Origin of the sequence: Streptomyces sp. NPDC058239, from assembly GCF_042882185.1 — a bacterium.
Lineage (GTDB): Bacteria > Actinomycetota > Actinomycetes > Streptomycetales > Streptomycetaceae > Streptomyces.
The window spans coordinates 498,889-511,281 of the sequence record NZ_JBHVWS010000001.1 but is presented as its reverse complement, the minus strand read 5'-3'; the positions used below and the strand labels follow the sequence as shown (position 1 = coordinate 511,281).

The 12,393-nt window shown below is 68.3% G+C and carries 12 protein-coding genes; 7 read left to right on the top strand and 5 right to left on the bottom strand.

Translation table 11 applies throughout. From position 1 onward, the window contains the following. Nucleotides 1-88 precede the first annotated feature (88 nt). From ACFVYE_RS02410 to ACFVYE_RS02400, 3 genes are all read left to right on the top strand, one after another. Nucleotides 89-1,021, top strand: coding sequence for a hypothetical protein (locus tag ACFVYE_RS02410; RefSeq protein ID WP_389603673.1), 933 nt, complete (start codon nucleotides 89-91; stop codon nucleotides 1,019-1,021). 246 nt (nucleotides 1,022-1,267) lie between these two features. Further along, the gene (locus tag ACFVYE_RS02405) at nucleotides 1,268-2,152 is read left to right on the top strand and encodes a calcium-binding protein (RefSeq protein WP_383960861.1); all 885 of its coding nucleotides are present in this window, start codon (nucleotides 1,268-1,270) and stop codon (nucleotides 2,150-2,152) included. Between the two features lie 102 nt (nucleotides 2,153-2,254). Then, nucleotides 2,255-3,049: a calcium-binding protein gene (locus ACFVYE_RS02400; RefSeq protein WP_389603671.1), complete on the top strand. Its 795-nt coding sequence runs from the start codon at nucleotides 2,255-2,257 to the stop codon at nucleotides 3,047-3,049. Nucleotides 3,050-3,073: 24 nt separating this feature from the next. On the opposite strand, the gene ACFVYE_RS02395 is transcribed toward ACFVYE_RS02400, so the two are convergent. Then, nucleotides 3,074-5,554 (bottom strand): HAD-IC family P-type ATPase, encoded by a 2,481-nt coding sequence (locus ACFVYE_RS02395; RefSeq protein WP_383960867.1) that lies wholly within the window; start codon nucleotides 5,552-5,554, stop codon nucleotides 3,074-3,076. Between the two features lie 179 nt (nucleotides 5,555-5,733). After that, on the bottom strand, nucleotides 5,734-6,042 hold the full coding sequence (locus ACFVYE_RS02390; RefSeq protein WP_383960870.1) for a DUF2530 domain-containing protein: 309 nt from the start codon (nucleotides 6,040-6,042) through the stop codon (nucleotides 5,734-5,736). A gap of 220 nt (nucleotides 6,043-6,262) precedes the next feature. Between ACFVYE_RS02390 and ACFVYE_RS02385 the strand changes: the two genes are divergently transcribed. Beyond that, on the top strand, nucleotides 6,263-7,717 hold the full coding sequence (locus ACFVYE_RS02385; RefSeq protein WP_383960872.1) for an NCS2 family permease: 1,455 nt from the start codon (nucleotides 6,263-6,265) through the stop codon (nucleotides 7,715-7,717). Here the strand turns inward: ACFVYE_RS02385 and ACFVYE_RS02380 are convergent. After that, nucleotides 7,710-7,925 (bottom strand): ribbon-helix-helix protein, CopG family, encoded by a 216-nt coding sequence (locus tag ACFVYE_RS02380; RefSeq protein ID WP_383960875.1) that lies wholly within the window; start codon nucleotides 7,923-7,925, stop codon nucleotides 7,710-7,712. The two genes, ACFVYE_RS02385 and ACFVYE_RS02380, sit on opposite strands and share 8 nt — an antisense overlap. 145 nt (nucleotides 7,926-8,070) lie before the next feature. Between ACFVYE_RS02380 and ACFVYE_RS02375 the strand changes: the two genes are divergently transcribed. Both ACFVYE_RS02375 and ACFVYE_RS02370 read left to right on the top strand, forming a co-directional pair. After that, nucleotides 8,071-8,511, top strand: coding sequence for a MarR family winged helix-turn-helix transcriptional regulator (locus ACFVYE_RS02375; RefSeq protein WP_093899797.1), 441 nt, complete (start codon nucleotides 8,071-8,073; stop codon nucleotides 8,509-8,511). A 95-nt stretch (nucleotides 8,512-8,606) separates the two neighbouring features. Then, nucleotides 8,607-9,941, top strand: coding sequence for an MFS transporter (locus ACFVYE_RS02370; RefSeq protein WP_389603667.1), 1,335 nt, complete (start codon nucleotides 8,607-8,609; stop codon nucleotides 9,939-9,941). A gap of 81 nt (nucleotides 9,942-10,022) precedes the next feature. Here ACFVYE_RS02370 and ACFVYE_RS02365 read toward each other — a convergent pair whose 3' ends face one another. Continuing rightward, on the bottom strand, nucleotides 10,023-10,613 hold the full coding sequence (locus ACFVYE_RS02365; protein WP_383960880.1) for a Uma2 family endonuclease: 591 nt from the start codon (nucleotides 10,611-10,613) through the stop codon (nucleotides 10,023-10,025). A gap of 98 nt (nucleotides 10,614-10,711) precedes the next feature. Between ACFVYE_RS02365 and thpR the strand changes: the two genes are divergently transcribed. Next, complete coding sequence (thpR, locus tag ACFVYE_RS02360; protein ID WP_389603665.1) at nucleotides 10,712-11,284, top strand: RNA 2',3'-cyclic phosphodiesterase; 573 nt, start codon at nucleotides 10,712-10,714, stop codon at nucleotides 11,282-11,284. 263 nt (nucleotides 11,285-11,547) lie between these two features. Here the strand turns inward: thpR and ACFVYE_RS02355 are convergent, their stop codons facing one another. Next, entirely contained in the window at nucleotides 11,548-12,324 is a 777-nt protein-coding gene (locus ACFVYE_RS02355; RefSeq protein ID WP_389603663.1) for an alpha/beta fold hydrolase, read from the bottom strand. Nucleotides 12,325-12,393: the final 69 nt, after the last annotated feature.

Sequence of the window (12,393 nt, the reverse complement as noted above, 5' to 3'; positions counted from 1 at the left end):
CCTGTGAAGCCACCAGGCTTCACAGACGATCTTGGGCCTGTGGACGGACGACCTCCGCGGGCCCCCTTCTCCATATTGGGGAATGAACATGCGCATTCGTGCCACCGTGGCCGCCGTAACCGGCGCCCTGGCTCTCTCCGCCCTTGTCATTCCGTCGGCGGCTCAGGCCGACGACGCGCACCGCTCGACCGTCAGCGACGTCGCACGTGCCGCTCAGTCCGCCACCGGTGCCGGCTCCGGCGCCAAGTCCGGCGCGCGCTCCCTCGCGGCCGAGAGCGCCGCCGGCCAGCTCGACCTCACCTTCTCCAAGTTCACGGTGAACGGCGGCAAGCCGATCGCCGTGGGCACCACCGCCACGAAGACCGTGCCGACCACGTTCACCGTGACGCACGCCGCCGATGTGAACATCTTCGCCTCGGACTTCGCGCTCGATGTCGAGCTCTACCGCGGCTCGTTCGAGACTCCGACGAACGAGCTCTTCGGCGATGTCGCCCCCACCTGCAAGGCCGTCTCCTCCACGGTCGCCACCTGCAAGGGGCAGATCGCGATCTGGCCGCAGTACGACCTGATCGGCAACGCCGACGCCACGACGTGGAAGGCGATGGGCTTCGCCGTCGACTACAACGGCCAGGACCCGAAGAACCCCGACGCCACCAAGATCGGCTTCGCGCTGCAGGACGGCCTGGGCACCGCCCGTGTGCAGCGGCTGTCGAAGCTGACGGTGAACGCCGCTCCGGAGCCCGTGAAGAAGGGCGGGACGATCACGGTCACCGGCAAGCTGTCGCGGGCGAACTTCGACGACCTGAAGTACCACGGCTACGCCACGCAGCCGGTGAAGCTCCAGTTCCGCAAGAAGACCAGCTCCACGTACACCACGGTCAAGACGATCAAGTCGAGCAGCACCGGCACCCTGAAGACGACGGTCAAGGCGTCGGTCGACGGTTACTGGCGCTACAGCTTCGCCGGTACGACCACCACCCCGGCCGTCTCGGCCGCGGGTGACTTCGTGGACGTGAAGTAATTTCCGTCGCGCCACATGCACCACCGCGGGCCGTGCCCGGGGACGGCTACCGTCCCCGGGCGCGGCCCGTCGCGTGGGTCGCCGCATCTTTCACCGCGGGACAATGCGCGAGATCCCCACATTGCGTACAACCCTTCACATGCGTAAGAGGTCTGGTCTTTCGAGTCAGCAGACTCACAGACCAAACGAGCCCCGACCGGGTCGAACCACGTACTCGCGGGGCCCCTTTCTCCACTGGGGAAACACATGCGTATTCGTGCCACTGTTGCAGCCGCCTCGGGCGCCCTGGCTCTGTCCGCTCTGGCCGTCCCGGCCGCCCACGCGGGCGACCACTCTGCTGCGAACCTGCACAAGCCGACGTCGGCCGCCGAGGTCTTCGGCACCGCCGCCAAGGGTTCGTCGAAGGCCGCCGCGGCCACCCGCGCAGCCACGGCGGAACCCGTCATCTCCAAGGTCGTCGTCAACGGCGGCAAGGACATCGTCCTGGGCACCACGGCCTCGAAGACGATCTCCGTCTCGGTCACGGCGTCGCACCCGGACGGTGTCGTCGATGCCTACGCCGACCTGTGGCACGGCACGGACCCGTCCTCCGAGAACACCATCGACGGGGCCATCCTGCCGAACGAGGACGCCGCGAAGTGCACCAAGGTCAACGCGACGACCTCGACCTGCAAGCTGACCTTCACGGTCTACCCGCGCTACGACCTGTACAAGAACGCCCTGGCCGGCACCTGGCACGTCACCGCGGGTGCCCTCGCCGGTAACAACACCGACATCGCCTACACCGACTTCTACAGCACCGCCCGTGTGCAGCGGCTGTCGAAGCTGACGGTGAACGCCGCTCCGGAGCCCGTGAAGAAGGGCGGGACGATCACGGTCACCGGCAAGCTGTCGCGGGCGAACTGGGAGGACCACGCGTACCACGGCTACACCGGGCAGCCGGTGAAGCTCCAGTTCCGCAAGAAGACCAGCTCCACTTACACCACGGTCAAGACGATCAAGACGAACAGCACGGGCAACCTGAAGACCACGGTCAAGGCGTCGGTCGACGGCTACTGGCGCTACAGCTTCGCCGGCACGTCCACCACCCCGGCCGTCACGACCGCGGGCGACTTCGTCGACGTGAAGTAGTTCTTCCGTACGCAACAAGCACCACCGCGCACCACTCCGGGCCGTGTCCGGGGACGTCTCCCGTCCTCCGGGCACGGCCCGTTCAGCAGACTGGAGAAGCTCATGCGTATCCGTGCCACGGTGGCCGCTGCCTCCGGTGCCATCGCCCTGACGACGGCCCTGACCGCACCGGCCGCCCAGGCGGGCGAGGCCGTGAAGCCCGCCTCCGCGCTCCCCGTCATCTCCAAGGTCTCCGTCAACGGCGGCAAGGACACCGTCCTGGGCACCACGGCCCCGAAGACGATCACCCTCTCGGTCACCGCGTCGCACGCCTCCGGCATCGTCGACGGCTGGGTGCTCCTGTGGCACGGGACCGACCTGGACGAGGGACTGGACGGCGTGCTGGTGTCCGAAGGGGGTGCGACCTGCAAGAACGCGAACGTCGTCACCACCGCCACCTGCTCGCTCACCCTCACGATCGACCCGAGGACCGATCTGCCGAAGAACAAGCTCGCGGGCTCCTGGCACATCCTCACGGGTGCGACCGCCGAGGACGGCAGCAGCACGTACTACGACTCGTACGCCACCGCCCGTGTGCAGCGGCTGTCGAAGCTGACGGTGAACGCCGCTCCGGAGCCCGTGAAGAAGGGCGGGACGATCACGGTCACCGGCAAGCTGTCGCGGGCGAACTGGGAGGACCACGCGTACCACGGCTACACCGGGCAGCCGGTGAAGCTCCAGTTCCGCAAGAAGACCAGCTCCACTTACACCACGGTCAGGACGATCAGGACGAACAGCACGGGCACCCTGAAGACGACGGTCAAGGCGTCGGTCGACGGTTACTGGCGCTACAGCTTCGCCGGCACGTCCACCACCCCGGCCGTCACGACCGCGGGCGACTTCGTCGACGTGAAGTAGCCCCCGTACGCAGCAGCACAGGAACTACACCGGGAAGCGGCGACCGACCAGCCGCCAGGCGAACTCCAGGCCGGCCGCCGCCACCACCGCGATCCCCACCGCGGTCCACGGCATCGCCGCTCCCACCAGCTTCAGCGCGAAGAAGCCCTGCAGCCACGGCACCACCAGCACGATCAGGAACGCCAGCCCCATCGCCGCCACCAGGCAGATCCGCCACCAGGTGTACGGGCGGGCGATGATCGCCAGGACCCACATCGAGACCAGGAACAGCGTGAGCGTGGCCGCGCTGGTCTCCGCGTCCAGCGCACCCGTACCGGAGTAGTAGTGCCGGGCGACCAGATACGTCACGAAGGTGGCGACGGCAGCGATGACGCCCGACGGGATCGCGTACCGCATGACGCGGCGCACAAAGTGCGGATGGGCCCGTTCCTTGTTGGGGGCGAGGGCCAGGAAGAACGCCGGGACGCCGATCGTCAGCGTCGACAGCAGGGTCAGATGGCGCGGCAGGAACGGGTAGTCGACCTGGAAGCAGACCACCAGAACCGCCAGCAGCACCGAGTAGACGGTCTTGGTCAGGAACAGGGTGGCGACCCGGGTGATGTTGCCGATCACCCGGCGGCCCTCGGCGACGACGGACGGCAGCGTCGCGAAGCTGTTGTTGAGCAGCACGATCTGGGCGACGGCCCGGGTCGCCTCGGAGCCCGAACCCATGGAGACGCCGATGTCGGCGTCCTTCAGCGCCAGCACGTCGTTGACGCCGTCGCCGGTCATCGCGACGGTGTGACCACGGGACTGGAGCGCGCCGACCATGTCCCGCTTCTGCTGCGGGGTGACCCGGCCGAAGACTGCGTTCTCCTCCATGGCCGTGGCCATTTCGTCCGGATCGGTGGGCAGCCGGCGCGCGTCCAGGGTGTTCTCGGCGCCCGGCAGGCCGAGCTTTCCGGCGACCGCGCCGACGGAGACCGCGTTGTCGCCGGAGATGACCTTCGCGGCGACCCGCTGGTCGGCGAAGTAGGCCAGCGTCTCCCCGGCGTCCGGCCGCAGCCGCTGTTCCAGGACGACCAGTGCGCTCGGTACGGCTCCGGCGGCGATCTCCGGCCCTTCGAGCTCGCCCTGCGCGCGGGCCAGCAGCAGCACCCGCAGCCCCTGCTCGTTGAGCTGCTCGATCTCGGTGAGTGCCGGGTCCTGCTCGGGCAGCAGCACATCGGGGGCGCCCAGGAGCCAGGCCGACGCCCGGCCGCCGCCCTCGTCGAACGCGGCGCCGCTGTACTTGCGGGCCGAGGAGAACGGCAGTGACTGCGTGCAACGCCACTCCTCCCCGTCGGGGTAGGCGTCGACGATGGCCTTCAGGCTGGCGTTGGGCCGGGGGTCGGACGCGCCGAGGGCGCCCAGCACGCGCTGTATGTACGTGTCGTCGACACCGCCCAGCGCCCGGACCTCGGTGACGTCCATGCCGCCCTCGGTGAGGGTGCCGGTCTTGTCCAGGCAGACGACGTCGACGCGGGCCAGACCCTCGATGGCGGGGAGTTCCTGCACCAGGCACTGTTTGCGGCCGAGCCGCACGACCCCGATCGCGAAGGCGACCGAGGTGAGCAGCACCAGGCCTTCCGGGATCATCGGGACGATGCCGCCGACGGTCCGGGCGATGGACTCCTTGAAGTTGTTGTTCTTGACGACGAGCTGGCTGATGATCAGGCCGATCGCGGTCGGCACCATCATCCAGGTGACGTACTTGAGGATGGTGGAGATGCCGGTGCGCAGCTCGGACTGGACGAGGGTGAAGCGGGACGCCTCCTCGGCGAGCTGTGCGGCGTAGGCCTCGCGGCCGACCTTGGTGGCGGCGAAGCTGCCGCCGCCCGCGACGACGAAGCTGCCGGACATCACGGGGTCGCCGGGCTGCTTCAGCACCGGGTCGGCCTCGCCGGTGAGCAGCGATTCGTCGATCTCCAGGCTGTCGGCCTCGGCGACCGTGCCGTCCACGACGACCTTGTCGCCGGGGCCGAGCTCGACGAGATCGCCGAGGACGATCTCGGAGGTGGAGATCTCGGCCGAGACCCCGTCGCGCCGCACCGTGGGTTTGGCCTCGCCGATGACCGCGAGGCTGTCGAGGGTCTTCTTGGCCCGCCACTCCTGGACGATGCCGATGCCGGTGTTGGCGATGATCACGAAGCCGAAGAGGCTGTCCTGGATCGGCGCGACGAACAGCATGATCAGCCAGAGCACGCCGATGATCAGGTTGAACCGGGTGAAGACGTTCGCGCGGACGATCTCGCGGACGGAACGGGACGAGCGGACGGGTACGTCGTTGACCTCACCGCGGGCGATCCGCTCGGCCACCTCGGCCGCGGTCAGCCCGCGGGTGCTCACGGCCGGGGCCGGCAGTTTCATCGGGTGGACCGGGTCGAGCTCGGACCCGGCGTCGATCATGGCCGGTCCGGGGCGGCCGGAAGTGCCGGATGCCCCGGGAGTCTGCTCGCCGAAGGAGTGGGGTGCCCGCTGCGTCATGGTTCCGACGGTACGGGTGGATCGTCCGATTCACCCACCGGGGGTCCGAAGATCAGACCGGGGGAGGAGGGGAATGGTCCTGCGGTGGTACGGAGGCCCTGATGCCGGGCGGCATCGGACGGCGCCGGACTGCGGCACCAGAGGCGCCGGCCGGCTTCACGCCGTGGCGCCCGACGGTTTCACGCCGTGGCGCCCGACGTGCCCTCCGTGTCCGGCCCGGCGCTCGGCGTGGAAGCCCCGGAAGCCGCAGCCGCCCGCTTGATCGCCGCGTCGCGCCCCCGTACGTACCAGATACCGATCAGGCCGAGCCCCGCACCGGCCAGGCAGGTCCACACCCACCACAGGTGCCCGTGGTCGTCGAACCAGCCGTAGAACGGCAGCTGGACCAGGAAGAGGACGAACCAGAGGATCGTGCCGCCGGTGATGGTGGCGACGACGGGCCCCTCCAGGGGCTCGGGTGCCTCGTGCTTCGGTGTCCACTTCGCCATGACCTCAGTGTATGGGCCCACCCGCGGCCCCCTCCCGTACCCCGTGAAGACGGCATACATAAAGGTCGTCAGACCAGGTGGCGCAAGGGTCTACGCGCGGAGATAGCGATCTTCGCCTTATGTATTCATACTGAATCTGCTTACGGCTATCTCGAATTATTCGTGTAAAAGTCCAAAGCTGACCACTTTTAACCCCCTCTACGCACCACTGAGGTCATACATGCCCCCCTCGGCCACCGCTTCGGTCGACTCCAAGCAGTTTCCGGCTCCTCAGCCGCACAACGGCCTGGATCGTTTCTTCAAGATCTCCGAGCGGGGGTCGTCGGTTGCCCGCGAGATCCGCGGCGGATTCGCCACGTTCTTCGCAATGGCGTACATCATCGTGCTGAACCCGATCATTCTCGGCAGCGCGAAGGACATGTACGGGCACCAGCTCAACGGTGGGCAGCTGGTCACCGCCACCGTGCTGACCGCCGCGTTCTCCACGCTCCTGATGGGCGTCATCGGCAATGTGCCGATCGCGCTGGCCGCCGGCCTCGGCGTCAACACCGTCGTGGCCCTCCAGCTCGCCCCCAGGATGAGCTGGCCGGACGCGATGGGCATGGTCGTCCTCGCGGGCATCGTGGTCATGCTGCTGGTCGCGACCGGGCTTCGCGAACGCGTGATGCACGCCGTACCGAAGTCGCTCCGCAAGGGCATCGCGATCGGTATCGGTCTCTTCATCCTGCTGATCGGCCTGGTCGACTCGGGCTTCGTCTCCCGTATCCCGGATGCCGCGCACACCACCGTGCCGCTCCAGCTCGGCAGCGACGGTCACCTCAACGGCTGGCCGGTCCTGGTCTTCATCCTCGGCGCGCTGCTCACCCTCGCGCTGATCGTCCGCAAGGTGCCGGGCGCGATCCTGATCTCCATCGTCGCGATGACGGTCGTCGCGATGATCATCGACGCGGTCGCCGATCTGCCGGGCGAGGCATGGGGTCTGACCGTCCCGCAGTGGCCGGGCAACCCGGTCGCCACCCCGGACTTCGGGCTGATCGGCAAGGTCAGTCTGTTCGGCGGCTTCGACAAGGTCGGTGTGCTCACCGGCATCCTGTTCGTCTTCACCGTGCTGCTGTCCTGCTTCTTCGACGCGATGGGCACCATCCTCGGTGTCGGCGACGAGGCGAAGCTGACGGACAAGGACGGCAACTTCCCCGGCATCAACAAGGTGCTGTTCGTCGACGGCATCGCGGTCGCCGCGGGCGGTGCGAGCTCCGCCTCGGCGGGCACCTGCTTCGTGGAGTCCACGGCGGGTGTCGGTGAGGGAGCCCGCACCGGCTTCGCGAGCATCGTGACGGGTCTGCTGTTCACGGTGGCGCTGTTCCTGACGCCGCTGGCGACCATGGTTCCGTCGCAGGCGGCCACCCCGGCGCTGCTGGCGGTCGGCTTCCTGATCATCTCGGGTTCGGTGCGGGACATCGACTGGAGCGACTACACGCTCGCCATCCCGGCCTTCCTGGCCATGCTGATGATGCCGTTCACGTACTCGATCACCAACGGCATCGGCATCGGCTTCATCGCCTTCTCCGTGCTGCGGGTCGTGGCCGGGCGCTGGCGCGAGGTGCCGGCGGCCATGTATGTGGTGTCGGCGGTCTTCGTCTTCTACTACGCGATGCCGGCCCTCGGCCTCACGTGACCTCTTCCGCCCTGATCCCCGGGGTCCCTTCCGAGCCGTAGAACTTCTCCGTCTCGTCGACGGCCGCCTTGAAGCGCTCGTCGAAGTCATCGCGAATGAGCGTCCGGACGACATAGTCCTGGACGCTCATTCCGCGTTTGGCGGCATGCTGCCTGAGCCGGTCGAGCAGCTCACCGTCTATCCGCAGGCTGAGCACAGTCGATCCCATGGCAAGCAGGGTTACGGCCCACGAGGTCGTTTCACGTCACTTTCCGGACCCGACTCACTCGTTTGGGTGATCGATTGGGTGATGCGGCTCTCGCGCGTGTAACACGAATGGTCTTTAGGGTAGGTAATGAGTTACGCTAATAAACATGCCTGACCTGATCCACGACGGCGACAGTGCGGCCGCCGTGAGCTCCCTTCGCTCCGCCGTGATGCTGCTCGGCCGACGCCTGAAGCACCAGCGCGTCGACGAGTCGCTGAGCCCCACCGAGATGTCGGTGCTCGGCACGCTCGCCCGCTGCGGTTCGGCCACGCCCGGTGAGCTGGCCCGCAAGGAGCATGTGCAGCCTCCGTCGATGACACGCATCGTCGCGCTGCTGGAAGCAAAGGGACTGGTCAGACTGGAACCGCACCCCGATGACCGTCGCCAGAAGATGGTCAGCCAGACCGAACAGGCGGAAGCCATGCTCGAAGAGAGCCGCTCCAAGCGGAATGCCTGGCTGACCACCCTCGCCGAGGGCCTGGACGAGGAAGAGTGGGAGACGCTGCGCAAGGCGGCGCCCGTGCTGGAGAAGCTCGCCCACCTGTAGCGGGGCCGGCCGCGCCGGATCACAGCCGGCGCACCGCCCGCACCGCCGCATCCCGTCAGTCAGCGAAATGTATACGCCCGAGGAGGCGAACCCTTTTGAGTACGGGATCCGGAGCAGACTCCGCCCCCGCACCGACTTCCACCCACGAGAGCAAGCCCGGCGGGACCTTCTCGTCGCTGAAGATCCGTAACTACCGCCTGTTCGCCACGGGCGCCGTGATCTCCAACACCGGTACCTGGATGTCCCGCATCACGCAGGACTGGCTCGTCCTGAGCCTCACCGGGTCCGCCGCCGCCGTCGGCATCACCACGGCCCTCCAGTTTCTTCCGATGCTTCTCTTCGGCCTGTACGGCGGTGTCATCGCCGACCGTCTCCCGAAGCGGAAGCTTCTTCTCGTCAGCCAGGCGGCTCTCGGCATGTGCGGGATCGCCCTTGCGGTGCTCACGCTCTCCGGTGTCGTCCAGGTGTGGCACGTCTATCTCATCGCGTTCCTGCTCGGCATGGTGACGGTCGTCGACAACCCGGCCCGCCAGTCGTTCGTCTCCGAGATGGTCGGCCCCGCCCAGCTGCGGAACGCGGTCAGTCTCAACTCGGCGAACTTCCAGTCCGCCCGGCTCATCGGCCCCGCCGTCGCGGGTGTCCTGATCACCACGGTCGGCAGCGGCTGGGCCTTCATGTTCAACGGTCTGTCCTTCGCGGCCCCGCTGGTCGGCCTGATGCTGATGCGTACGAGCGAGCTGCACAAGACCACCGTCGTGCCGCGCGCCAAGGGGCAGCTGCGGGAGGGCCTGCGCTATGTCTCCGGCCGCCCCGAGCTGATCTGGCCGATCGTCCTGGTCGGCTTCGTCGGCACGTTCGGGTTCAACTTCCCGATCTGGCTCACGGCCTTCGCGGACGAGATCTTCCACGGCGGCGCCGGGATGTACTCGTTCTTCAACATCCTCATGGCGGCCGGCTCCCTCGCCGGCGCCCTGCTCGCCGCCCGCCGCCGCTCCTCGCGGCTGCGGATGCTGGTGGCCGCGGGCACGGCGTTCGGTCTGCTGGAGATCATCGCGTCCCTGTCGCCGTCCGTCTGGCTCTTCGCGATCCTGCTGGTCCCGATCGGCATGATCGGTCTGACGACCAACATCAGCGCGAACACGAGCGTCCAGATGGCCGCCGACCCGGCGATGCGCGGCCGCGTCATGAGCCTGTACATGATGGTCTTCGCCGGCGGTACGCCGGTGGGCGCCCCGATCGTCGGCTGGGTCAGCGACGCCTACGGGGTCCGTACGGCCATGGCGGTCGGCGGTGCGTTCTCGCTGGTGGCCGCAGTGGGCGTCGGTTTCATGCTGGCCCGCGTGGGCGGCCTCCGCCTCAAGGTCGACCTCCGGCCGGGCCGCCCGCATGTGCGGTTCGTCCCGCGTGAAGAGCTGGCTACGGCGGCCTGAGGGCCGTGTCCGCAGGGGCATGGAAGGCGGAGCGGCCCCGACCGGGGAATCCGGTCGGGGCCGCGGCATGTACGGGATGGGTCAGTCGCGGGGGAACTCGCGGGTGTGCAGAACGAGGCCCACCGGGGTGTCGGTGAGGTCGATATCCGTGCCGAACAGCACGGTCAGCTTGGATCCGTACACACCGTTCGCGGCGCTCCGGAAGACGTGACACTCGCCGCTGTACGGGTCGGCGATCAGATAGACAGGAACGCCTGCCGCGGCGTACGCGTCCTTCTTCGGCCCGTAGTCGTTCGCCGCGGTGCCCTTCGAGATCACCTCGGCCACGAACTCCACACCCTCGAACAGCCAGTTTCCCTTGCTGTCCTTCGGGGCGTCCTCCCTCAGTGCCAGCACATCTGCCGCGAATCCATTGAGATGCCCGGGAAAGTCGACGCGCACATCGGACTTCAGACGTCGGCGCGAATACGTGCCACGAAGCTGCTCGAAGATGTCGGCGATGATGTCCCAGTGGGTGTCCCGCTGCGGCGACATGAAGATGTTTCCCCCGACGATCTCGGTCTTGATTCCCTCGGGGACGGGCATCTTCTCGAGCCACTCGAACATGGAGTCCAGAGTCCGCTCGTCGCTCTCTTCGGCCATCTCGATCCTGTCGGTCTCTACGACGGTCACCGTGGCGCTCCTCCCCGCTGCCGCACGCGCGGGCAGCCGCCCGGTACAACGATACGCACGGAGCCCGGGACACGCCGTTACGGTGCGACACTCTGCCCATGAGCCGCCTCAGACTCTTTGTCGCCGTTCTGCCACCCGACCACGCGGTCCAGGAACTGCGCCGTGCCGTCGACCCGCTGCGCGCGCTGCCCGGTGCCGGGAAGCTGCGCTGGACCGGTACGCCCAGTTGGCACTTCACGCTCGCGTTCCTCGGGTCCGTGGACGAGGAGGTGCTGCCCGAGCTGTGTGCGCGCCTCGAACGGGCGGCCCGTCGTACCGAGCTCTTCCCGCTGCGCATCCATGGTGCCGGCCGGTTCAGCGGGCGGGCGCTGTGGGCGGGGGCCGCGGGTGGGATCGACACGTTGCGGCTTCTGGCCGAACGCGCGGATGCCGCTGCCCGCCGCACCGGCATCCCGATGGAGGAGCACCGCCGCTACGCCGCGCACCTCACTCTCGCCCGCAGCCGCACCGACGCCGACCTGCGCCCCTTCGTCGAGGCTCTCGGGGGCTTCGAGGGCACCCCGTGGGAGGTGGGTGAGGTCGCCCTCGTACGCAGCAACCTGCCGGTTGCCGGGGTACTGGGCGAGCAGCCGCGGTACGAGGCGATCGCATCCTGGTCGCTGGGCCACTGAGACGGGCGGTTAGGCTCGGAGGGTGGATCCGAAGACCAGAAACCGCATCATGGCCGCCGTGCTCGTGCTGATGTTCGTCGTCGTCGCCGTGGCAGCCGCCGTCGGAGGGTGACCATCGGCGGCCGTGTCGCGGGCGGCCGGTCCGGCGACGGAGACGCGCGACGATCGCCGCCCAGGTGAAAGAAGCCCATGACCGCGGGGCGGTACGACCGAACCATGGGTGCGGGCCCGGGCCTGTCGCGTCCGACGCGCACCCCTCCGTCTCAGGCGTCGAGGGCCAGTGCCGTCTCCTTGGCGAACGCCTCCGGGTTGTCCAGCATGATGTTGTGCCCGCAGTCCGGGACCGCCACGACCCGCACCCCGTTCTCGATCAGCGTGTCCTCGCCGGGTAGCGGTCCGTTGTCCCGCGGGCGCAGGTACGTACGCGGAATCTCCAGGTCCAGCAGTAGCTCGCGCATCGTCGGTGTCGTCCCGCGGGCGAGATGCACCCCGGTGCGGTGCAGTGCCTCGGGACCCGCGAGGCGCATGGTCGCCCACCAGTGGGGCCCCACCCGGTCGCGTACTTCCTCCAGGCCGTCGGCCAGGAACTCCTCCTCCGTGTACCGGGCGAGGCCGCTGCTGGCCGGCCGAGTCGGGTCCGGGGCGGTCGGGTCCAGATTGGCGTCGACCAGCACCAGCCGGGCCACCAGCTGAGGGTGGCGTGCCGCGAGCACGATGGCCACCGCGCCGCCCATGCTGTGCGCGACCACGTCCGTGTCGTACGCGCCGGCCGCCTTCAGTGCCGCCGCCACCGCGTCGGCGTGCTCTTCCAGGGTGTAGCCGAAGTTTGTGGGGCGGTCACTGATTCCGAAGCCGAGCAGGTCCATGAGCAGCGACCGGCTGTCGGCCAGCAGGGGATGCACGGCGCTCGCGGTGAAGTACGGGCCGGACGAGGCCCCGAGTCCGTGCAGATAGACGCGGGTGCGGGACGTGCCGGGGCGGCCGGGGAGCTCCACCCACCGGATGCACGCACCGTCGGCCGTCACCTGAGCGTTCTGCATGTTTCCTCCTCCTTGACCCACAGCCAGTAACCTCGGTGAGACTATACATCGGCACCGATGTATAACGCC